18 protein-coding genes and 2 pseudogenes are annotated in these 20,989 nt (G+C 69.6%); 12 read left to right on the top strand and 8 right to left on the bottom strand.

Annotated elements, in window-relative coordinates; translation table 11 throughout:
- Positions 1-18: 18 nt before the first annotated feature.
- The 7 genes and pseudogenes from GEM_RS22815 to GEM_RS22785 form a co-directional block, all read left to right on the top strand.
- A pseudogene (locus tag GEM_RS22815) lies at positions 19-1,222 on the top strand (AAA family ATPase); the annotation flags it as partial.
- A 640-nt stretch (positions 1,223-1,862) separates the two neighbouring features.
- Positions 1,863-3,042: pseudogene (locus tag GEM_RS22810) on the top strand (CpaF family protein); the annotation flags it as partial.
- Positions 3,039-4,016 (top strand): type II secretion system F family protein, encoded by a 978-nt coding sequence (locus GEM_RS22805; protein ID WP_014899761.1) that lies wholly within the window; start codon positions 3,039-3,041, stop codon positions 4,014-4,016. The pseudogene GEM_RS22810 and the gene GEM_RS22805, both read left to right, overlap by 4 nt.
- Positions 4,013-4,957, top strand: coding sequence for a type II secretion system F family protein (locus GEM_RS22800; RefSeq protein WP_014899760.1), 945 nt, complete (start codon positions 4,013-4,015; stop codon positions 4,955-4,957). Before GEM_RS22805 ends, GEM_RS22800 begins: the two co-directional genes overlap by 4 nt.
- Entirely contained in the window at positions 4,954-5,808 is an 855-nt protein-coding gene (locus tag GEM_RS22795; RefSeq protein ID WP_014899759.1) for a tetratricopeptide repeat protein, read from the top strand. The genes GEM_RS22800 and GEM_RS22795 overlap by 4 nt, the downstream gene beginning before the upstream one ends.
- The gene (locus GEM_RS22790) at positions 5,805-6,233 is read left to right on the top strand and encodes a TadE/TadG family type IV pilus assembly protein (protein WP_014899758.1); all 429 of its coding nucleotides are present in this window, start codon (positions 5,805-5,807) and stop codon (positions 6,231-6,233) included. Before GEM_RS22795 ends, GEM_RS22790 begins: the two co-directional genes overlap by 4 nt.
- Positions 6,226-7,266, top strand: coding sequence for a TadG family pilus assembly protein (locus GEM_RS22785; protein WP_014899757.1), 1,041 nt, complete (start codon positions 6,226-6,228; stop codon positions 7,264-7,266). Before GEM_RS22790 ends, GEM_RS22785 begins: the two co-directional genes overlap by 8 nt.
- On the opposite strand, the gene GEM_RS22780 is transcribed toward GEM_RS22785, so the two are convergent.
- Positions 7,230-8,492: a glycosyltransferase family 87 protein gene (locus GEM_RS22780; RefSeq protein ID WP_041490793.1), complete on the bottom strand. Its 1,263-nt coding sequence runs from the start codon at positions 8,490-8,492 to the stop codon at positions 7,230-7,232. The genes GEM_RS22785 and GEM_RS22780 overlap by 37 nt on opposite strands.
- A gap of 14 nt (positions 8,493-8,506) precedes the next feature.
- Complete coding sequence (locus GEM_RS22775; protein WP_014899755.1) at positions 8,507-9,583, bottom strand: glycosyltransferase family 2 protein; 1,077 nt, start codon at positions 9,581-9,583, stop codon at positions 8,507-8,509.
- 289 nt (positions 9,584-9,872) lie between these two features.
- On the opposite strand from GEM_RS22775, the gene GEM_RS22770 reads away from it, so the two are divergent.
- Positions 9,873-10,247, top strand: a complete 375-nt coding sequence (locus GEM_RS22770; RefSeq protein WP_041490980.1) for a phage protein NinX family protein — start codon at positions 9,873-9,875, stop codon at positions 10,245-10,247.
- Positions 10,248-10,263: 16 nt separating this feature from the next.
- Here GEM_RS22770 and GEM_RS22765 read toward each other — a convergent pair whose 3' ends face one another.
- Together GEM_RS22765 and GEM_RS22760 are read right to left on the bottom strand one after the other, a co-directional pair.
- Positions 10,264-11,253 (bottom strand): ABC transporter substrate-binding protein, encoded by a 990-nt coding sequence (locus GEM_RS22765; protein WP_014899753.1) that lies wholly within the window; start codon positions 11,251-11,253, stop codon positions 10,264-10,266.
- Positions 11,254-11,517: 264 nt separating this feature from the next.
- The gene (locus GEM_RS22760) at positions 11,518-12,396 is read right to left on the bottom strand and encodes a LysR family transcriptional regulator (RefSeq protein WP_014899752.1); all 879 of its coding nucleotides are present in this window, start codon (positions 12,394-12,396) and stop codon (positions 11,518-11,520) included.
- Between the two features lie 100 nt (positions 12,397-12,496).
- Here GEM_RS22760 and GEM_RS22755 point away from each other — a divergent pair, with 100 nt between their 5' ends.
- Both GEM_RS22755 and GEM_RS22750 read left to right on the top strand, forming a co-directional pair.
- Positions 12,497-14,062, top strand: a complete 1,566-nt coding sequence (locus tag GEM_RS22755) for an MFS transporter (protein ID WP_014899751.1) — start codon at positions 12,497-12,499, stop codon at positions 14,060-14,062.
- Positions 14,063-14,151: 89 nt separating this feature from the next.
- The gene (locus GEM_RS22750) at positions 14,152-15,093 is read left to right on the top strand and encodes an AEC family transporter (protein ID WP_041490979.1); all 942 of its coding nucleotides are present in this window, start codon (positions 14,152-14,154) and stop codon (positions 15,091-15,093) included.
- Positions 15,094-15,126: 33 nt separating this feature from the next.
- Here GEM_RS22750 and GEM_RS22745 read toward each other — a convergent pair whose 3' ends face one another.
- Genes GEM_RS22745 through GEM_RS22735 form a run of 3 tightly spaced genes read right to left on the bottom strand, consistent with a single transcriptional unit; the run spans position 15,127 to position 18,601 of the window.
- Positions 15,127-16,293, bottom strand: coding sequence for a LysR family transcriptional regulator (locus GEM_RS22745; protein WP_014899749.1), 1,167 nt, complete (start codon positions 16,291-16,293; stop codon positions 15,127-15,129).
- Between the two features lie 24 nt (positions 16,294-16,317).
- The gene (locus GEM_RS22740; RefSeq protein ID WP_014899748.1) at positions 16,318-17,046 is read right to left on the bottom strand and encodes an aspartate/glutamate racemase family protein; all 729 of its coding nucleotides are present in this window, start codon (positions 17,044-17,046) and stop codon (positions 16,318-16,320) included.
- A 22-nt stretch (positions 17,047-17,068) separates the two neighbouring features.
- Positions 17,069-18,601 carry an NCS1 family nucleobase:cation symporter-1 gene (locus GEM_RS22735; protein WP_014899747.1) on the bottom strand — a complete coding sequence of 511 codons (1,533 nt, stop codon included), beginning with the start codon at positions 18,599-18,601 and terminating at the stop codon, positions 17,069-17,071.
- 210 nt (positions 18,602-18,811) lie between these two features.
- On the opposite strand from GEM_RS22735, the gene GEM_RS30415 reads away from it, so the two are divergent.
- Together GEM_RS30415 and GEM_RS22725 are read left to right on the top strand one after the other, a co-directional pair.
- Positions 18,812-19,129, top strand: coding sequence for a hypothetical protein (locus GEM_RS30415; protein ID WP_272148387.1), 318 nt, complete (start codon positions 18,812-18,814; stop codon positions 19,127-19,129).
- Between the two features lie 453 nt (positions 19,130-19,582).
- Positions 19,583-19,915 (top strand): hypothetical protein, encoded by a 333-nt coding sequence (locus GEM_RS22725; protein ID WP_014899745.1) that lies wholly within the window; start codon positions 19,583-19,585, stop codon positions 19,913-19,915.
- A 107-nt stretch (positions 19,916-20,022) separates the two neighbouring features.
- Here the strand turns inward: GEM_RS22725 and mmsB are convergent, their stop codons facing one another.
- Positions 20,023-20,913 carry a 3-hydroxyisobutyrate dehydrogenase gene (gene mmsB, locus GEM_RS22720; protein ID WP_014899744.1) on the bottom strand — a complete coding sequence of 297 codons (891 nt, stop codon included), beginning with the start codon at positions 20,911-20,913 and terminating at the stop codon, positions 20,023-20,025.
- Positions 20,914-20,989: the final 76 nt, after the last annotated feature.

The raw sequence follows: 20,989 nt of genomic DNA, 5'->3' as shown, positions 1-20,989 counted from the left end.
ACTTCCGAGGCCATTGCGATGCTGCCCATGAACGTCCTCGATCGCCAGAACGCCAAGCGCGCCGCCGCCGCCGGAGCGGCGGATGTCGTCGCGGTCGTGTCCGATGCGGGTAGCGAAGACGTGATCCGTCGCGTCGTGCAGGACCTGTCGATCTCGCGGGCCCACGTACAGCCGGGCAACTGCGACGACGCGATCCGGTTGCTGCAGCAGCACGAGCGTTCGCCGCGCCAGTTGATCGTCGACGTGTCGGACTCGGTGCTGCCGGTGTCGGACCTGATGCGGCTCGCGGACGTGTGCGATCCGTCGGTGCGGGTCGTCGCGATCGGTACGCAGAACGACGTCGGGCTGTTTCGCAACCTGCTCGGCATCGGCGTGCAGGACTACATCGTGAAGCCGCTGACCGTCGAGCTGATGCGGCGCGCGCTGACCGCGACGGAATCGGTCGTGCAGGTGCGCACCGGCAAGATCGTCAGCTTCGTCGGCGCGCGCGGCGGGGTCGGCGCGACGACGATCGCGGTGAGCCTCGCGCGCTGCCTGGCGGGCGAGAAGCGCCGCCGCGTCGCGTACGTCGACCTGGACTTGCATGGCGGCGGCGCGAACTCGATGCTCGGGCTGTCGAGCAACAACGGGCTGATCGAATTGCTGAGCATGGAGCAGCGTCCCGACGAGGCGCTGTTCGACCGCATGTTCGTCACCAAGGGCGACCGCCTGCACGTGCTGTCGGCCGAACTGGCGTACGGCGACGACGCAACGCTGCGCGACGATGCGCTCGCACAGCTGGTCGACATGCTGAAGGACCGCTTCCACTACGTGCTGTTCGACGTGGGCGAGCGCACCGGCAGGCTGTTCGAGGATGCGCTGGAGGCATCCGATCTCGTCTACATCGTCGCCGACCGCTCGGTGCACGCCGCGTACGAGGCCGCGCGGCTGGCGCGCTTCGTGAAGGAGTTGCCGGGCGAGCGGCTGCTGTCGATGGTGCTCAACAATCCGCTCGAGCCGGTCAAGGGCCGCGTCGCGCCGGCCGATTTCGAGGACGCGTTCGGCGGCGTGCGGCTGCGCGAGCTGCCGCACGAGCCGCAGCCGCTCGCGGTCGCCGAGAACCTCGGCGAGCCGATCGAGGGCTCGAAGCGCCGTGGCTTCGTGGAGGAGATCTGGCGGCTCGCGAACGGCATCACCGGCGAATCGGCGGTCGTCGCCGGAACCGTGGTACGGCCCTCTAATCTCATCCCTACAGGCGTCGAAGGCAGCGACATGCTTGGAACCGCTGCGAATGAGCGGGGCGAGTATTTCTTCTCCGCGTGACCGACCCGTCAAGTACATCGCCGAGCAATTTTGGCGGCACTGCATGAAATGGGGTCAATCCGTCCCCGAATGGATCGACACGCGATCTCCTTCTGGCGCGATCATCATCGTTCGTCGATAAAAGAAGTGTCCGTGTCGAATTGACGGGCGCCTCATTACTGTAGATGGCGACTCGGTGCCGGCACTAGAGCACAATCATCGGCGTCGTGAATTGAATCCGTCACGTTCGCCGCGGTCCCAACGTCGCGTGATTCCGGCGGATCTCAGCAACTCCCTGGTATGTCGAGCGCAACATGCGTGGGGCTTGAGACGGAACGTCTCCATACTGCGTCGTATTTGACTGGATTAGCTGTTGCGCAGATTCGGCCGCATCCGGTCATCAGAGCGGTAAGTGAGCGTTCGCGGCTGAGGCCTGCAATATCGGTCATACCGACGGCGTCGGTCTTTAGCAATTCGTGCGACTTCATGCCTGAAACGACACAACGACCGACTCTGACCGGGGAATGAGATTTCGTGCTGATCCTGGCCGTGCGGAACATGGATCAGTACAACGCGCTCACGCGCGAGCTGTTCTTCGCGAACAACAACGTGAAGCGGTTCAAGACGCTGGTGAGCATGAGCCGCGTGAAGGTCGGGCTCGAGGTCCCGGTGGATCTCGACGCGATCCTGAACGACATGTTCGGCGTCGGGCCGATCGAGCCGCTGCTCGCCGACGACACGGTCACCGACATCCTCGTGAACGGCCCCGACCAGGTGTATGTCGAGCGCGCGGGCCGGCTCGAACTCACGTCGCTGAAGTTCCGCGACAACGCGCACGTGACCAGCGTCGCGCAGCGGATCGCGGCGGCGGTGGGGCGCCGTGTCGACGAGAGCAGCCCGATGGTCGACGCGCGCCTGGCCGACGGCAGCCGCGTGAACGTGGTGCTGCCGCCGATCGCAATGCGCGGCGCGTCGATCTCGATCCGCAAGTTCGCGAAGCGCGACATCACGCTTGCGCGGATGGCGAATCAGGGCAACATTTCGCACGGGATGCTGCAGGTGCTGAAGATCGCATGCGCGTGCCGGCTGAACATCGTGATCTCGGGCGGTACCGGCTCGGGCAAGACGACGCTGCTCAATGCGCTGTCGCAACACATCGAGGAGCACGAGCGGATCGTGACGATCGAGGACGCAGCCGAACTGCAACTGCTGCAGCCGCACGTCGTCAGTCTCGAAACGCGCCCGGAGAATACCGAAGGGCTCGGCGGGATCTCGCAGCGCGACCTGGTGCGCAACGCGCTGCGGATGCGGCCCGACCGCATCATCCTCGGCGAGATCCGCGGCGCGGAGGCGTTCGACGTGCTGCAGGCGATGAACACGGGCCATGACGGCTCGATGACGACGATCCACGCGAATTCGCCGCGCGACGCGATCAGCCGGCTCGAAAGCATGGTGATGATGGCGAACGCGAACCTGCAGCTGCTGTCGATCCGGCGCCAGATCGCGAGCGCGGTGCACCTGTTCGTGCAGGTCGAGCGGATGCGCGACGGCGTGCGCCGCGTGACCCGGATCACCGAGATCGTCGGGATGGAAGGCGAGGTGGTGATCACGCAGGACATGTTCGCGTTCCGCCAGGAAGGCGACACGACGCGCGACGCGGTGAAGGGCGTGTTCGAGGCGTCGTCGCTGCGGCCCGCATTCGCGCCGCGCGCCGCGTACTACGGCGTCGAGGATGCGCTCACCGAGGTATTCCGGCAATGAGGGCCGCAGACCTGTTCGCGCTCGGCGCGTTCGTCGTGATCCTCGCGGTCGGGGTCGCGCTGTCCGCGCTGTTCGATCGCGCGCGCCAGACGCCGGAGCAGCGTATTCGCGAACGGCTGCAGCGCCTCGCGCCGTCGCTGGCGAGGCGGGATGCCGGCGCGGCCGATCCGTCCGGCGTCGCGCTGTTCAACCTGCCGCGCCGGCAAAGCCGCGCGCGCGCGTGGCTGCAGCGCTACGTGACGCGCGTGCGCGCGGTCGGCGGCGACGCCGGGATGCGGATCGTCGTCGCCAGCACGATCGCCGGTGCGCTCGCGGCGATCGTCGCGGTGAAGCTGATCGCGCTGCCGGGCGTGCTGCATCCGCTGATCTACATCGGGTTGCCGCTGGTTGCCATGCGCGCCAGCTACCGCGGGCTGGTCGAGCGTTTTCGGCTGCGCTTTCTCGAAGCGTTCCCGGACGCGATCGACCTGATCGTGCGCGCGGTGCGCGCGGGCATTCCGGTCACGCAGGCGATCAGCACGGCCGGCGACAGCGCGGCGGAGCCGGTGCGCTCGACCTTCCGGACGATGGGCGACAGCCTGCGCGTCGGCGCGGATCTGAAGGACGTGCTGACGCACGCGGCAGACCGGCTGATGATCGCGGACTTCTCGTTCTTCACCGTCTACCTGCTGCTGCAGCGCGAGACCGGCGGCAGCCTCGGCGAGACGCTCGACGAATTGTCGAGCATCATCCGCACGCGTCGCGACATCCGCCTGAAGACGCGCGCGCTGACCGCCGAAGGGCGGATCACGACGAAGATCATTTCGGCGGTGCCGTTCGTGATGATCGGCGCGCTGTTCCTCGTGAATCGCGCGTACGTGATGCTGCTGTTCGACACCCACCCCGGACGCGTGATGCTGACGATTGCCGCCGTGCTGCTGACGATCGGACTGCTGATGATCCGCAAGATCTCGAAACTGGATACCGCTCGATGACGATGTCGATGCTGGCCGCGCGCGGCCTCGAACTGCTGCTGTTGCTTGCGTGCGTCGCGGCGGCGCTCGCGACGCCGGGTGGCGGCACGCGCCGGCGCATCGCCGCGCGCGTGCAGCTGGCGGCCGGGCAGCGGTCGCTGTCACTGGCGGCGGGGCGGCTGCAGCCGGGCGAGGTGCGTCAGGGCCTGACGCGGCGGCTTGCCCAGCTCGGCGAGCGGCTGCCCGTGCTCGACCCGCTGCAGCGCGCGAAGCTCGGGCTGCAACTGACGCGGGCGGGTTTTCGCGAACGCCGCGCGGTGTCGTCGATGATCGGCATCAAGCTGAGCTGCGGCGTGGTGTTGGCGGGCGTCGCGATCGTGTTCAGTCCGTTCATTCCGCGTTTCGGCGAATACTTCGTGATCCGCGCGGTGGCGATGGTCGCCGCGTTCGTGATCGGCGTGATCGTGCCCGAGTACGTGCTCGGCGCGATGATCCGGCGGCGCCGGCGGATCATCGCCGCGTGCTTTCCGGACGCGCTCGACCTGCTCGTGATCTGCACGATGGCCGGCAACAGCCTCGCGTCGGGCGTGCGGCGCGTCGCGCGCGAACTCGAGCGCATCTGCCCGCCGCTCGCCGACGAGCTGACGGTGTGCGCAGACGAACTCACGCTCAGCGGCAATGTGCCCGAGGCGCTCACGCATTTCGCGCTGCGCGTCGACTTCGCATCGGCACGCTCGCTGGCCACGACGCTGACGCAGTCGCAGCGGTTCGGCACGCCGATCACGCAGGCGCTGCGAACCCTGTCGCGCAGCGAGCGCATCGAGCAAATCGTCGCGCTCGAGGAAAAGGCCGCGAAGCTCGCACCGAAGATCACGCTGCCGATGATGCTGTTCATCCTTCCGACGGTCGGCCTGATCGCGGCGGGCCCGGCGGCGATCCGCCTGCTCGAGGTATTCAAATGACACGATCCGTCATCCGCGCACTCGCGTTCGCGGCCGTGCTGCCGGTGTTGGCTGGTGGCTGCGCGCCGGGCATCCAGACGCGGCCGGCGCTGTCGCACAAGAGCGACGACCCGCAGGCCGAATTGCGCATCGCGGACAGCGCGCTCACCGGCGGCAACGTCGATCTCGCGTCGACGCTGTACGGGAAGGTGCTCGCGCGGCATCCCGATTCGCTCGCGGCGCGTCTCGGCCTCGGCGACGTCAACTACCGCGCCGGCGATCTCGAGCGCGCGCGGATTCTCTATGAGCAGGCACGGCAGCAGGCACCCGCGGAGCTCGGGCCGCAGCTCGGGCTCGCGCGCGTCGCGTTGCGGCAGCGCCGGCTCGACGAGGCCGCGCAGCGCTACCGCGAGCTGCTGGCTGCGCAGCCGAACCTGCCGCTCGCGGCGGAAGGGCTCGGCACCGTGCTCGACCTGCAGGGGCGCCACGCGGACGCGCAAGTCGTGTATCGCGACGCGCTGCGCGCGCATCCGGACGCGCAGGGGCTGCGAGTCGACCTCGGCCTGTCGCTCGTGTTGAGCAACCGGCCGCGCGAGGGCGTGAACGTGCTGCTCGACGTCGCGGGGCTGCCCGATGCGCCGTGGCAGGCGCGCCAGAACCTCGCGTTCGCGTATGGCGTGCTCGGCAACACGGATTCGGCGAAGAAGCTGCTGTCCGCCGACTTGCCCGCGTCGGCGGTGACCGACAACCTGCGCTTCTACCAGGCGGTGAGGGCGCAGCTTGCGTCGCGCGGCTCCGCCGGCGGCGCCCGGCCGGTGTCGGGCGCGGCGCTGGAGCCGGGTGTCGTGCCGGCGACGGGGGCCGCAAAATGACACGCGGGGCGATGGGCGCACGCCATGCGCGCGGCGTCGTATCCCTCGAGTTCGTGCTGATGCTGCCGTTCCTGTTGATGGTGCTGATCGGCATCATCGACACGAGCCTGCTCCTGTGCGACAAGGCCGTGATCACCAACGCGAGCCGCGAGGCCGCGCGCGCGGGCGTCATGCTGCGCGTGCCGATGCTGACCACGACCCAGATCGCGAACGTCGCGCTGAGCTACACGCAGAACAGCCTGATCACCGGCGGCACTGCGACGACGCCCGCCGTGACCGTGACGCAGGCGAGCGGCACGACGGCGGGCACTGCGTTGACGGTGACGGTGACCTACACGTATTCGGGGCTGGTGCTGGGGTCCGCATTCAGCGCGCTGACCGGCCCGGTGACGGTCTCGGCCAGCTCGGTGATGCTCTATGAATGACGCCGCCGCCCCGCGCTGCACCGGCCCCGCGCGGTCGCGCGGCTCAGTCGCGCTGTTTTTCCTGCTGTTCCTGATTCCGCTGCTGTCGTTCGGCGCGCTGGCAATCGACATCGCGTGGGTCGCCACGGTGCGCAACCAGCTGCAGAACGCCGCCGACGCGGCCGCGCTCGCGGCGGCCGATGCGATGATGTCGTCGAGCGGCGGTGCGCTGAACTGGTCGCAGGCCGCGCCGGCGGCGAACGGCGTGATCGCGCAGAATTCGGCGGCGGGTGCCGCACTGTCGACCGGCACGGTGACGGCCGGGTACTGGAACGTGACGCGCACCCCCGCGTCGATGCAGGCGACCACCATCACGCCTGGCGCGTACGACGTGCCGGCGGTGCAGGTCACCGTGTCGCGTGCACCGGGCGTGAATGGCGGCTCGATTCCGCTGCTGCTTGGTGGCCTGCTCGGCATCCCGGGCGCGTCCGGCAGCGCGACCGCGGTGGCGGTGCTCGCCGCGCCCGGCGGCGTGGCGGCGGGCGGGCTCTTTCCGGTTGCGATCGACCAGTGCGTGTACAACCAGTACTGGAATACGGCGACCAACCAGCCGCTGATCAATCCGCTGACGAACCTGCCGTACGAGTTCTCGATCACGAACGGCCAGACCTACGGCGCGTTGTGCATGGGCGGACAGTGGACCTCGTTCCAGTCGACCGCGACCGACACGACCACGATGGGCGGGCTGATGGTGACCGGCAACCCGACGACGCTCAATATCGGCGACACCATCAATCTTGCGACCGGCGTGAAGGCCACGCTGTACACGTCGGTGCCGGTCGGCACGACGGTCGTGCTGCCGGTCGTCACGCAGACGTCGAGCAGCACCTCCGTGCCGATCGTCGCGTTCGCGGCGTTTCACATCGACGTGTCGCTCGGCGGCACGTACAAGTACATCCAGGGGCATTTCGTCGCCGGCGTGAAGATGACCGGCGTCGCGACGGGCGTTGGGCCGTACTACGGCTTGTACGTGCCGCCGCGGCTCGCGCTGTGAGCGTCGTGCCGCGCGCGGCGCAGCAGCACCAGCAGCGCGAAGAGCGTGACGGCCGGGCCGATCTGCGGCTGTTCCAGCCACGGGTTCAGGTAGTCGAAGAGCGGCAGCAGCCACATCAGCGCGATCGCGGTCTGCTCGCCGCGCAGCCAGCCGTCGCGCCAGCCGATCGCGAGCATGCACGCGATCGCGACGCCGAGCCACGCGAGCTCGTAGTGCCACACGTAAGGATTCGCCACGAGCGTCGCCACCGTCAGCACCGCCGCGCGCACGCGGACGTCGCGCGACTGCGCCCACACGATGCACGCGGCTGCGATCGCGAGCGCGGCGATGCATGCGTGCAGCGCATACGCGGCGCCGAGCGGCACGCCGGCCAGACGCAGCGCCGAGAACGGTGTCGGCGACGCGAGCCAGAACACGACGCCGTGCTCGAGGATGATCGCGCGCGCGAGCCCCGCGCTCGCGACGAACAGGCGCAGCGACTCGACACCGCAGACCAGCACGCTCAGCGCGACGAGCGCGCCGGTGGCGAGTGCGGCCCACGCGATCGTGCGCCACGCGCGCGTGGCGAGCAGCACGAACGGGAACAGCAACGCCATCTGCGGCTTGACCGACAGCAGGCCGATGCAGATGCCGGCCCACATCGGCCGGCGTTCGGCCCAGTAGACGGCTAGCGCTGCGCACGCCGCGGTCAGGAACGCGTTTTGCCCGAGCATCGCGGTGACGAACGTGCACGGCGCGGCGACCAGCGCGAACGCGCCGGCGCGCCGCACGCCGGGGATCGCGTCGAGGCTCGATACGCGCCACGCGGCGAAGCCGAGCACGACGATGCCGAACGCGACGAACAGCGGGTAGCTGACCGAATAGGGCAGCAGCGCGAGCGGCGTCACGAGCAGCAGATAGGTGGGGGGATACAGCCAGGCGAGGAAGCCGACGCGACGGAACGACGGGAACAGTTCGCCCGACAGCCGCGAGAAGGTCGGGAAATCGTACGCCTGCCACGGCGCGCCGTGCAGCATCACGTACGATGCCGACCAGAAGACCGAATAGTCGGCGCCCGGTCGCGACAGCGCGGCGCCGGACGCGTGATGGATGACGTAGGTCCAGATCGCGACGAACAGCGCGTAGAACGCGAGCACGAATGCGCTGTACACCACGACGCGACGCGGCGTGAGCCACGCGCGCACGGGCGGCTCTGCCGGGCGCGTCGATTGTCGGGGAATGTCCATGCGCCGCGGGCCAGCTACTTGAACGACGCTTTGCGGCCGCCTTGGCCGTTGGCCGCCGGCATCGCCGTGCGACGCCGGGCCGCGTGTACGCGCTTGACCGGGAACGGCAGCAGCTTCGACGCCGGCTGCGCGGCGGCGTCCCGCTCGGCGCGGTAGCGTCGCCGCACCAGATAGACGGGGCGCTGCTTCGACTCGTGATAGATGCGGCCGAGGTATTCGCCGATCACGCCGATGCCGATCAGCTGGATGCCGCCCACGAACAGCACGACCGAAATCAGCGACGGGTAGCCGTGCACCGGATTGCCGAACAGCAGTGTGCGCACGACGATGAACGCGCCGTACGCCAGCGACAGCATGGCGAACGTGAGGCCGACGTAGGTCCAGACGCGCAGCGGCACGGTGCTGAAGCTCGTGATGCCCTCGAGCGCGAAGTTCCAGCGCCGCCATCCGGAGAACTTCGAGCGGCCGCCGCTGCGCGGCGCGCGCGTGTATTCGACGATCGCGGTGCGGTAGCCGACCCACGCGAACAACCCTTTCATGAAGCGCCGCCGCTCGGGCAGCGCGCGCAGCGCGTCGACGACCTCGCGGTCCATCAGGCGGAAATCGCCGACGTTCTCGGGCATTGCCACTTCGGACAGCGCGTTGTGCACGCGATAGTAGAGCGCCGCCGCCGCGCGCTGCATGTACGGATCGCACCTCCGGTTGGTGCGCTTCGCGGCGACGACCTCGGCGCCGGCGCGCCAGCGCTCGATCATCGCGGGAATCAGCGCAGGGGGATCCTGCAGGTCGGCGTCGATCAGGATCACCGCGGCGCCGGCCGCTTCGTCGAGCCCGGCGGTGAGCGCGGCCTCCTTGCCGAAGCGGCGCGTGAGATCGATGACGCGCACCCGCGGGTCGCCAGCCGCGACCGCGAGCAGCCGGTCGAGCGTGCGATCGCGGCTGCCGTCGTTGATGCAGACGATCTCGAAGCGGACCGTGTCGACCGACTCGAGAACAGGCAGCGTTTCGGCAAAGAACGCGTCGATCGCTTCGTCTTCGTCGTGGAACGGCACGACGAGCGATACCAGCGGTTTTCTGGCGTACGTTGACATGCTGCGCTCCCCCCGAGAGAGCCGGCCCGCGCTGCACCGTATGGATCCGGTTGTCGTCTGCCGAACGGGCCTGCCCGGTTCGGCGCGAATTCGGTTCCGGCCTGCGTGCCCAATGCAGGCCGGACGATAGGTGTTGCGGCCATTGTACGCAGGAATCGACGATTCGTAACACGGATGCGCGGGTTCGCGCGGTGGCGCGTTTCACCCGGGGAAAGCACGGATTGTGGGTTGACGACAGGTCACGCGCGCCGGCGCTAGGATGAGGTTTTCGATGTCGAAGGAGGACGCGATGCAAGTTCAGGACCTGGCCGGCGCATCGCTCGACTACTGGGTGGCGATGTCGGAAGCGCTCGGCGCGCCGCGCGCCGACGCCACCGGATGCACGGCGATCCGCGCACCGGGCGGCGCACCGGTGCCGTTCGCGCCGTCGTCGGCGTGGGCGGACGGCGGGCCGATCGTCGAGCGGCTGCCGTTCGCGGCGTTCGAACGCGACGGCGGGCACGGCGCGTGGCGTGCGGTGCTGCACCGCGCGGTGCCGGCGGCGGGCGAGCGCTGTACCTTCAATCAGTCGGGGCCGACACTGCTGGTCGCCGCGATGCGCACGCTCGTCGCGTCGACTTTCGGCGACGACGTGCCCGATCTCGACATGTCGAAGCCGCGCTGAGCGGTTCCGGCGCCCGTTACGCGGCGGACAGGCTGCGTACCGCGATCGACGCGACGTCGACGCGTTTCGGCAGGATCGCGTCCGTGGCCGCGCGATCGGCGACGCGCTGCAGCGCGTCGATGTCCGCGCCGGTGACGCCGCGCTGCGCGAGCGCCGCACGGCGTGCGATGTCGGCGGCGGCATCGCGCGGCAGGCGCGTGAGCGACGCATAGACGGTCGCGTAATCGGCGGGGTGCGCGAGCGCCCATTGGCCGGCACGGGTGAGCCGTGCGAGCACGTCCGCCAGTGCTCCACGTTTGGCGCGATCGTCGAGCGTGTCGGCCGGCGACGTCAGGAACGCAAGCCCCGAATTGATCCCGCTGCCGTCGCGCACGATCCGCGCGCCGCGTCGTACCGCGTGCCCGTAATACGGATCGAAGGTCGCCCAGATGTCGATCCGTTGCGCCTCGAAGGCGGCGAACGCGTCGACCGGCAGCACGAAGCGCACGTCGACGTCGCCCGGTGCGAGGCCGTGTTCGCGCAGCGCGCCGTAGAGCTGGTATTGCGAGATGCTGCCGCGCGCCGACGACACGACGACGGTGCGTCCCTTCAGGTCGGCGACCGTGCGCACCGGCGAAGCGGGCTGCACGACGATGCCGAGCGACGCCGGCGAGCCGACGCGCGTCGCGACGATCCGCAGCGCCGGATCGCCTAGCGCGGCCGTCAGCACGGGCAGGTCGCCGGCCGGCGCGAGATCGATCGCGCCCGCGCGCTGCGCTTCGAACAGCGGCGCGGCGCCCTGAAAATTCGCCCAGCGAAACCGGTACGGCACACCGTCGAGCACGCGCGCGGCCTCGGCCAGCGCGCGCAGGCCGCCGGCCTGGTCGCCGAGCACCAGCGTGACGTTCGACAGGTCGGGGCCGGCCGCGCGGGCGGGCAGTGCGATGCCGCCCGCGAGCGGTGCGGCGACCAGGGCGGCAACACGCAGCAGCGCGCGGCGGCGGGCCAGGGCGGGGGGCGAAGTCATCGGCGGCAAGTCCTCGGTGATCCGCGCGCATGCCGCGCGGCTGCCGGGCAGATTACGGAATCGGTTTCGCGCCGACAAACATCGAATCGCGGAATGCTTATTCGCGCGAGGGTGGTGAGCGCGGTGGGCGTGGCCAGCGGTGGCGAGGAACGCGAGGAACGTGACGAACGTGACGAACGTGACGAACGCGACGAACGCGACGAACGCGACGAACGCGACGAACGCGACGAACGCGACGAACGGGCGGCCGCGGCCCCGCGCTACCTAGCCCGCGGCCGGAACCGTGCGCAGGAACGCTCGCACCGCGGGCGCCTTCTCGAAGCGCCGGTGCGCGAGCGCGAGTTCGGACATGATCGGCTTGCCGGCGATCGGCCGGTACACAACGCCCGGCAACGACACGCAGCCGGCGAGCGCGTCCGGAATCACGGCGACCCAGCCGTTCACCGACACGCATGCGAGCACCGCGAGCAACCCGCCCGGCCGCGCGGCGATCACCGGCGCGAAGCGGCCGCGGCGCGCGACTTCGAGCGTGCCGAGTTCCTGTTCGGGCACCGCGAAGCGCGCGTCGGCGAGATCGGCGGCGCGCACGGCCGCCATCGATGCGTAGCGCGAATCGGCCGGCACCGCCGCGACGAACACGTCGCGCTGCAGCGTGACGATCCGCAGCCCGCCCGGCAGCGGCATCGGCGGACGCACGAACGCAAGGTCGAGCCGGCCCGCGTCGAGCTGCTTCGCGACGTCGTCCATCGGCACTTCCCGCAGGTTCAGCTCGATGCGCGGATGCACGGCACGGAATGCGCCGACCGTGCGCTGCAGCGTGCCCGAATAGACGGCCGACGACACGTAGCCGATCTCGAGCCGGCCGAGTTCGCCGCGCTCGGCGAGCGTGGCGAGTTCGCGGCCGCGCTGCAGATGCTCGAACGCGGCGCTCGCCTCGGCGAGAAACGCTTCGCCGGCGGCCGTCAGCGTGACCGCGCGGCGCGACCGGTGGAACAGCCGCACGCCGAGCAGCCGTTCGGCTTCCTGGATCTGCCGCGTGAGCGCGGGCGGCGTCATGTCGAGGGCGTCGGCCGCGCGGGCGAAATGCAGATGCTGCGCGACGCTCAGGAAAGCGCGCACGTGGCGGAATTCGAGCGAGTTCATGATTGCAATTTTTATCAATAAAACTGCGTTTGTATGTCAATGACAGGCAATAGCGGACCAGCCTAGCATACGACTCGTCCCGCTTGGTCCGGAGTTGCCGATGTCCCAGTCTTCCCCCGCGTCGCGCGCAGGGGCGCCCGCCCCGCGCACGGGCGCCCGCCTGCCGGCCGCCGCGACGCTCGCGGTCGCGTCGGCGACGTGCTCGCTGATCGTGCTCGACACGAACGTCGTCGCCGTGTCGCTGCCGAGCATCGCGCGCGGCTTCCACGCGAGCTTCGCCGAAATCGAATGGGTCGTGAGCGCGTACATGACCGCGTTCGCCGCGTGCCTGCTGCCGGCCGGCGGGCTCGCGGACCGCTTCGGGCGCAAGCGGATGCTCGGCGCGGGGCTCGCGCTGTTTGCGCTGGCGTCGCTGGGCTGCGGCGTCGCGCCGTCGGCCGGCTGGCTGATCGCCGCGCGCACGGTGAAGGGCGGCGGGGCCGCGCTGTTGCTGACGGCCGCGCTCGCCGTGATCGCGAACCGTTTTCCCGACGGTCGCGAACGGGCGCGCGCGTGGGCGATCTGGGGGATGTGCATGGGGATCGCGACGGCCGTCGCGCCGCTCGCCGGCGGCGCGATCACGCAATGGATCGGCTGGCGCTGGGTGTTCCTGCTGAACCTGCCGGTGTGCGCGCTGCTGGCCGCCGGCGCGCGCGTCGCGATCGACGAATCGCGCGATCCGCACGCGAAACGGGTGGACGCGGCCGGCAGCCTGCTGTTCGGCGCGGCGCTCGCGTGCGCGATTGCGGCGTTGATCGGTGCACCGTCGCACGGCTGGCTGTCGGCCGCGACGCTCGGGCGGCTCGCGCTCGCCGCCGCGCTGCTGGCCGCGTTCATCGGCGCGGAGCGCTGGCAGGCGCGGCCGATGATCGATCTCGCGCTGTTTCGTCAGCCGCGCTTCGTCGGCGCCGTACTGGCGATGTTCGGCTATGCGGCATGCGCGCAGGTGATGATGACGTTCCTGCCGCTGTACCTGCAGAACGCGTTCGGGATGTCGGCGATCGACGCGGGGCTCGGGATGCTGCCGTTCGCGGCTGCGATGATCGCCGGGCCGTCGCTCGGCGCGATGCTCGCCGCGCGCGTGTCGTCCGGTGGCGTGCTGGCTGGCGGGCTCGCGTTGATCGGCGCCGGCAATCTCGCGACCGCGGCGCTGACGGCGGGCGGCGACTACCGGCTCGTCGCGCTCGGCATGTTCGTGACGGGCTGCGGCGCCGGCATCATGAACGGCGACACGCAGAAGGCGATCATGGCGTGCGTGCCGCCGGACCGCACCGGGATGGCGTCGGGCATCAGCACGACCACGCGCTTCGCGGCAATCGTGACGGCCGTCGGCGTGCTCGGCGCGGTGCTGGCTGCGAGCACGCACGCGCATCTCGACCGGCTGCTGTCCGCTGCACCGGGCTTGCGCGCGTTCGTCGATGCGCCGTTCATGTCGAGCCTGCTGGCCGGCGATCTCGCGCAGGCACTCGAGCGCGTGCCGCCGTCGGCCGCGCGTACGCTCGCACAGGCGGCGCCCGCCGCTTTCGCGAGCGGGTTCGCCGCCGCGCTGACGGTGAGCGGCGGGCTCGCGCTGGCTGCCGCCGTCGTTGCATACAAGTTGCTTGCGCAACCGATGCGCGACGCATGACGCGTGCCGCGAGCGACGCGCCTCCCGTTGCACGCGACGACACGGAGCCGTTAAGCTTGCGCGTTCCGGCTTCACGCAGCGTGTTCAAGATGTCATCGACGATCGAGATTCTGTTGCCCGTGTTCGGGCTCATCGCGGCAGGGTTCCTGTGCCGCCGGCGGGGCGTACTCGGGCCGGCGGCCGCATCGGAGCTCAACCGGTTCGTCGTGTGGCTCGCGCTGCCCGCGCTGCTGTTCCAGATCATGGCGCACGCGTCGTGGCACCAGCTCCATCAACCGGCTTTCGTCGCGACTTTCGCGCTGACCTGCGCGCTCGTGTTCGTCGGCGTGCTCGCATGGCGCCTGTTCGCGGGGCGCGGGCTCGCCGATGCCAGCATCGACGCGATCGCCGCGTCGTATCCGAACACCGGCTATCTCGGCTTTCCGCTATGCCTGCTCGCGTTCGGCACCGACAGTCTCACACCGACCACGATCGCGACCATTCTTGTCGCGTGCGTGCTGTTCGCCGGCGCGATCGTGCTGATCGAGATCGGGCTGCAGCGCGACCGCGCGCCGCTCAGGCTGATGTGGAAGGTGGTCGGCGCGCTGCTGCGCAATCCGCTGATCGTCGCGCCGCTGGCCGGTGTGTGCGTGTCGGCCGCGCAGGTGACGCTCGGCGCGCCCGTCGAAACGTTCCTGAAGCTGCTCGGTGCGGCCGCGAGCCCGTGCGCGCTCGTCAGCCTCGGGCTGTTTCTCGCGGAGAAGCGCGAAGCGTCCGGCGCCGCGCCGCGCGGCAGTGTCGCGCTGACGGCGGTCAAGCTGTTCGTGCAGCCGGCGCTTGCATGGTGGCTCGGCGTGCGCGTGTTCGCGATGCCGCCGGTGCTCGCGCAGATCGCCGTCGTGCTTGCCGCGCTGCCCACCGGCACGGGGCCGTACATGCTGGCCGAGTTCTACGGGCGCGAAGCGCATGTGACGTCGCGCACGATCCTGCTGTCGACGCTCGGGTCGATCGTGTCGCTGTCGGTGCTGCTCGCGATCGCGCGGCACGCTTGACATCGCGCCCGGTGCGGCGCGACACGCGCGCAGTCAGTGCGACTTCGTCGCGATCCGGTGGATGCGCGCCGCGCGCGCGACGCGCGGCCGCGCCGACGTGCCGCAATGCGTTGCCTGGCGGCGGCGCGTGCGTCGCGGCGGTTCGGGCGGGTCGTTGGCGGTCGGCGCAGGCGTCCGCGCATCCGCAGTCGCGGCAACCGCGGCGACGGCTGGTTGCGCGGCCTCCGCATCGAGCCAGCTGCGCGTCGCTTCGGCGATCAGCCCGCGCAGCCAGCGCACGCCGTCGATGCACGATCCCGATTCGTTCCAGGTCATCCGGTACACGATGTCCGGCGGTTCGGCCGGCAGCGCGACCGCGCCGAGCGGCAGCAGCTTCGCGTAGTGGCGCGCGAGCCGGTACGTGGTGGTCAGGATCAGGTCGGAGCGCACGAGCGCGTGCGCGGCAAGTTCGAAATGCGGCAGCGTGACGACGATGCGCCGCTGCAGGCCGACGCGTTCGAGCTGCCGGTCGATCGCGCCGGACGCTTCGAGCCACGACGGCGTCGGGCACAGCTGCGCCGCCTGTGCGAACTCGGCGGCCGTCATCGCGCCGCGCCGCGCGAGCGGATGCGTCGCGCGCATCAGGCACACGACGCGATCGTCGAACAGGTCGTCCTGCCGGAAGCGCGACAGGCGGGCAGGGCGGTTGTCGATCACGACGTCGAGCTCGCCGTCGGCGAGCGCGCGCTCGTCGTCGAAGCCGTCGCCGAGCGGATGGAACACGAGCTGCGCGTCCGGTGCGCGTTCGCGGAACAGCGCGACGAGCTTCGGCACGAACAGCACGTTCAGGTAGTCGGGGCAGCCGATCCGGTAGGTGCGCACCGACGTGTGCGCGTCGAACGTCGGCTGCTGGATGCGGATGAAGTCGATCACGCGCAGCGCATTGCGCAGCGGTTCGATCAGGCGCGCGCCGAACTCGGTCGGCACCATCCCGTAGCGGCTGCGTACCAGCAGCGGATCGCCGAGCAGCGTGCGCAGACGCTTGAGCGCGGCACTCGTCGCCGGCTGCGACATGTTGAGCCGCACGGCCGCGCGCGACACGGTGCGCTCGGTGAGCAGCACGAGCAGGATGCGCATCAGCCGCGCGTCCAGCACGTCGAGCGCGCCCTTTGCGTCGGACGCGTCGAGGGGAAGGCCGTTCGGCGCCGGTGCGTCCCGCATGTCGCTACGCGTTCCCGCGGCCCGTCATTTGACGAAGGTGCCCGGCCAGCCGACGATCCGCTTCGGACGCGGCGGCGCATAGGTGCGGACCTTCGACGTCTTCAGCTTCAGCCGCACCAGCGATTCGGCGAGCGCCACCGCGGCCGACACGCCATCGACCACCGGCACGCCCGTGCATTCCTCGATCTGCCGGTCGAGGCCGGCCATCCCGCCGCAGCCGAGGCAGATCACTTCCGCGTGATCGTCCTTCACCGCGCGCTGCGCCTGGCCGACGATCGATTCGATCGCGCGGGCCGGGTCCTCCTCGAGCTCGAGCACCGCGAGACCGCTCGCGCGCACCGACGCGCAGCGTGCATCGAGCCCGGCGAGCTTCAGGCGATCCTCGATCAGCGGCACCGTGCGGTCGAGCGTCGTGACGACCGAGTAGCGATGGCCGAGCAGCATCGCGACGCTCGCGGCGGCTTCGGTGATGTCGACGACGGGCACCGTCAGCAGTTCCTGCAGCCCTTCGCGGCCGTGTTCGCCGTAGCCGGCCTGGATTACCGCATCGTACGGTTCCTCGTAGCTCAACACGCGATCCATCACGGCGATTGCCGCCAGATAGCTCTCGAAGTTGCCTTCGACCGACTCCGCGCCGAAGCGCGGCGTCAGCCCGACGATTTCCGTGCCGGGCGACGCGGCGGCCTGCGCCTGCGCGGCGATGGCGTCGGTGATCGATTCGGTCGTGTTGACGTTGACTACCAGGATTCTCATCGGTGCACTCCGTATACTGCGTTCAGTGTTGGGCACAGGCGACCGCGATGTGTTCGCCCGAGCGCTCCTCGTATTGCCGTTTGCGATCGGCCGTCAGCCAGTAGACGCTGCCTGCGATGGCCGCGCCGAGCAGCCAGGAGAACGGCGTCATCGCGCTGAAGGCCGGCACGACGGCGAGCGTGATCGAGATCAGCGCGGACGGCACGAGCGCCGCGAGCGCCTTGCGGTTCACGCCGCGCGTGTAGAAATAGGCGCCGGTCGGCGCTTCGGTGTACAGGTCGGGCACGTTCACGCGCTGCTTGCGCACGAGCCAGTAGTCGACCGTGATGATCCCGTACAGCGGGCCGAGCAGCGCGCCGAGGCCGGACAGGAAGTAGACGATCACGATCGGGCTGTTGTACAGGTTCCACGGCAGGATCAGCACCGCGACCGTCGCGCTGATCAGGCCCGCGCGGCGGAACGTCAGGCGGTGCGGCGCGAGGCTCGTCAGCACGAAGGCCGGCGCGACGAAGTTCGCCATGATGTTCACCGCGACCGTCACGATCAGGAACGCGAGGCAACCGAGCACGAGGAACAGCTTGTTCGGCACCGTCGCGATGATTTCCGTCGGGCTGTGGATGATCTGGCCATTCAGCTTGAACTGCGCGCCCGCGAGCACGAAGCTGATCGTCGCGAACACCAGGATGTTGACCGGCAGGCCCCAGAAGTTGCCGACCCGCACCGTCTTCGCGCTCGGCGACGAGCGCGCGAAATCGCAGAAGTTCAGCACCAGCGTGCCGTAGATCGCGAGCCACAGCGAGCCGCCCGCGAACACCTCGGTCCACATCTTGAGGCCGGTCATCGGCTTGCCGATCGACATCGCGAGATGGCCGCCCGTGCGGCTGAACATCCATGCGGCGAGCGACAGCGTCGTGACGAGGATGATCGGGCCGGCGAGCCCTTCGTACTTGCGGACCATCTCCATCCCGTACGTGAGGATGCCGATCTGCACGAGCCAGATCGCGACGAACGTGATCCAGCCCAGCGTCGACAGCCCGAAGATCGCGTCCTGGTCGAAGGCGGCGACGCCCGGCCAGATCGCGGTGAGCAGCACGCGCAGCACGACGGATGCGAGATAGGTCTGGATACCGAACCATGCGATCGCGATCACCGCGCGGATCATCGCGGGCAGCAGCGCGCCGTAGATGCCGAAGCTCATCCGGCTGATCACCGGGAACGGCACGCCGGTCTTCTGGCCCATGTAGCCGGTGAGGTTCATGAAGCAGTACACGAGCACCGCGCCGATCGCGAGCGATGCGAGCATCTGCCAGCCCGACAGGCCGAGCGCGAACAGCCCGATCGCGAACGAGTAGTTCGCGATGTTGTGCACGTCGTTGGTCCACAGCGCAAAGATGCTGTAGCGGCCCCAGGTCCGGCCCTCGGCCTTGGTCGGCGCGAGGTCGTGATTGTGCAGGCGCGGGCTCAGCGCGGGATCGCGCACGGCCGTATCGGTTCGATGCAATGCGTCGTCCGCCCCGAGCACGATGCCCGCGCGGTGGGTAGCTTCCAGTTGCACGCGTTGTCTCCTTCCATGTACGGGGCGCGAACTGCAGCGTGTGCACGCAGCACCAGCCAGGCCGCCGTGGACGTTATGTCTCGATTTGTTCGCGAGTATGGGCGGCCGTCGCGATGATGGGAAATTAAATATTCGGCTGGGCGTCATTTGAAAAATGAATGGGGTGCGACCGGCGATGACGACAGCGGGAGGCACGCCGATTGCGGGTCAATGGGCTCCATCCACATCGACATCAGCGGAGGTGTCATGCAGCGATATTCCTTTCGTCACCTATCGCGAGCCGTCTTCGCCGGCATCCTGATCGCCGGCCTGGCGGCGGGTGCGGGCTGTCAGAAGAAGAGCGACACCGGCACCGGGGCGAGTTCTGACACGAGCGCCACGGGCGGCATGTCGGCTGCGCCGTCCGCCGCACCGTCGGGCACGCCGGGCAGCGGCGCGGCCGGCAGCGGGGCCGACAGCGGCACGACCGGCGGCGCGGCGAGCATGCCGGGCGCGGCTTCCGCGCCGACGGGCGCGAGCGGCGGCTGACCGGCGGGAGCGGATGGCGGGCGCAACAGGTGCGCGCCCGCCGCCCGCCGCCTATCACGGTAGCGTGCCGGCGCAGCACGTGCGCGTTGCGGCCCACGTGTGCGATGCAGTGCGCATGAAAGATCTGCAAGGACCGTTGTAGCGATTCCCGGACCGGCATCGACAGCAGGCCGTCCGGCATCCTGCCGCAGATCGCGACGCGCCCGCACTGACCGGTGCATCGGCTCGCCCGGGGATGGCCCGTGGATTGCCCGGCAGCGCGCGGCAACCGGAAAAAGTGACACGCCGGGCAACCACGGGCGCGCTGCGGGCCGTAAATCTTGCTGGCTTGGCCTATCGTTTAACCATTCGAAACAATGTGTTCACCGAAAAGGGCATGATCTCCGGCGATCGGGCAGGCATACTGTCGCCTATGTTGCTCAATGCCGTCGAATCGACGCGCGCTTGCCCCCAATGTCCATTTCCGTGCCTTTTCGATCCCTGCGATGGTTGACCGTCGCGACTGTTGCATGCTTGCTCGCCGCGTGTTCGACCGCATCCGACGTGACCGCGACGTCGAACCCGAACGTCTTCACCGTGACGACGCGTACGGTCGGCGTGTCGACGACGTGGGCCGACGCCCATGAAAAAGCCGTCAACGAGGCGGCCAGCTACTGCACGCAGCGCGGCATGCGCGCGAGCCTGAAGCAGGAGTCGCTGACCGGCGGCCGCCGTGTCGACGCGCGCTCCGAACTTGCGTTCGAGTGCCATCCGACCTTCGAGACGGCGTCGAACCCGCGCGGGTAAGTATCGCTCCCGTGGTCGCGACTGCCGCGCCCGCGCTGCTCCGAATGCAAACCGACCCGCGATGCCGTTGACCGGCATCGCGGGTCGGTGCACGTCCGTCGACTGCGTTACGCGGGCTGCGCTTCGTACAGCTTCACGCACGCGGAGAAGTCGAGCGCGCCGAGCCCCTGCTGACTCATCGACTGATAGAGCTGCTGCGCGAGCGCGCCCATCCACACCGGCTGCCGTGCGCCACGCGCGGCTTCGGTTGCGAGCCCGAGATCCTTCAGCATCAGGTTCGCGGCGAAACCGCCCGCATAGTCGCGTGCGGCGGGCGCAGCGTCGTTTACGCCCGGGTACGGGTTGTACGTATCCGAGCTCCAGCAGCGGCCGGTCGACGTGTTGATGATGCCGGCCAGCACGGCCGGATCGATGCCGAGCGCGGCGCCGAGCGCCATTGCTTCCGACACGCCCATCATCGAGATCCCGAGCAGCAGGTTGTTGCAGATCTTTGCGACCTGCCCGGTGCCCGTGTCGCCGCAGTGCACGACGTTCTTCCCCATGTCGAGCAGCACCGGCCGGATGCGCTCGAACAGCGCGGCCTGAGCGCCGACCATGAAGGTCAGCGTGCCGGCCTGCGCGCCGCCGGTGCCGCCCGACACCGGCGCGTCGGCGAGCGGGAAGTCGCGTTGCGCGGCGGCGTCGGCCACTGCGCGCACGGTGCCCGGATCGATCGTGCTGCAGTCGACGAACGTCGCGCCGGCGCGCGCGCCGGCCAGCACGCCGTCGTCGCCGAGGTAGACGGCGCGCACGTGCTGCGCGGCCGGCAGCATTGTGATGACCAGTACCGCGCGGGCGGCCGCGTCGCGCGGCGAGGCCGCCGCGGTCGCGCCCGCGCGCACTGCGGCGTCGACTGCGTTCGCGTCGAGGTCGAATACCGTCAACGCGTGGCCGGCCTTGAGCAGGTTGGCGGCCATGGGGCCGCCCATGTTGCCGAGTCCGATGAATGCAATTTCCATGTCCAGGTTTCCGTGTCGACCAGACTTGGCGCTTTAGCGCTTAGTCTGGTCCCATGCTTTGCGGTCGACCAGACTT

It is taken from the genome of Burkholderia cepacia GG4 (assembly GCF_000292915.1).
In the GTDB taxonomy this organism is placed as follows: Bacteria; Pseudomonadota; Gammaproteobacteria; order Burkholderiales; family Burkholderiaceae; genus Burkholderia; species Burkholderia cepacia_D.
This window is presented reverse-complemented; position numbering and strand designations above follow the sequence as displayed.

Coding starts and splice junctions, on each gene's coding strand:
- GEM_RS22750 (WP_041490979.1), top strand. CDS start 14,152: ATGTCATCGACGATCGAGATTCTGTTGCCCGTGTTCGGGCTCATCGCG.
- GEM_RS22725 (WP_014899745.1), top strand. CDS start 19,583: ATGTCCATTTCCGTGCCTTTTCGATCCCTGCGATGGTTGACCGTCGCG.
- GEM_RS22805 (WP_014899761.1), top strand. CDS start 3,039: ATGAGGGCCGCAGACCTGTTCGCGCTCGGCGCGTTCGTCGTGATCCTC.
- GEM_RS30415 (WP_272148387.1), top strand. CDS start 18,812: ATGGGCTCCATCCACATCGACATCAGCGGAGGTGTCATGCAGCGATAT.
- GEM_RS22785 (WP_014899757.1), top strand. CDS start 6,226: ATGAATGACGCCGCCGCCCCGCGCTGCACCGGCCCCGCGCGGTCGCGC.
- GEM_RS22775 (WP_014899755.1), bottom strand. CDS start 9,583: ATGTCAACGTACGCCAGAAAACCGCTGGTATCGCTCGTCGTGCCGTTC.
- GEM_RS22755 (WP_014899751.1), top strand. CDS start 12,497: ATGTCCCAGTCTTCCCCCGCGTCGCGCGCAGGGGCGCCCGCCCCGCGC.
- GEM_RS22795 (WP_014899759.1), top strand. CDS start 4,954: ATGACACGATCCGTCATCCGCGCACTCGCGTTCGCGGCCGTGCTGCCG.
- GEM_RS22765 (WP_014899753.1), bottom strand. CDS start 11,253: ATGACTTCGCCCCCCGCCCTGGCCCGCCGCCGCGCGCTGCTGCGTGTT.
- GEM_RS22760 (WP_014899752.1), bottom strand. CDS start 12,396: ATGAACTCGCTCGAATTCCGCCACGTGCGCGCTTTCCTGAGCGTCGCG.
- GEM_RS22800 (WP_014899760.1), top strand. CDS start 4,013: ATGACGATGTCGATGCTGGCCGCGCGCGGCCTCGAACTGCTGCTGTTG.
- GEM_RS22770 (WP_041490980.1), top strand. CDS start 9,873: ATGCAAGTTCAGGACCTGGCCGGCGCATCGCTCGACTACTGGGTGGCG.
- GEM_RS22740 (WP_014899748.1), bottom strand. CDS start 17,046: ATGAGAATCCTGGTAGTCAACGTCAACACGACCGAATCGATCACCGAC.
- GEM_RS22745 (WP_014899749.1), bottom strand. CDS start 16,293: ATGCGGGACGCACCGGCGCCGAACGGCCTTCCCCTCGACGCGTCCGAC.
- mmsB (WP_014899744.1), bottom strand. CDS start 20,913: ATGGAAATTGCATTCATCGGACTCGGCAACATGGGCGGCCCCATGGCC.
- GEM_RS22780 (WP_041490793.1), bottom strand. CDS start 8,492: ATGGACATTCCCCGACAATCGACGCGCCCGGCAGAGCCGCCCGTGCGC.
- GEM_RS22790 (WP_014899758.1), top strand. CDS start 5,805: ATGACACGCGGGGCGATGGGCGCACGCCATGCGCGCGGCGTCGTATCC.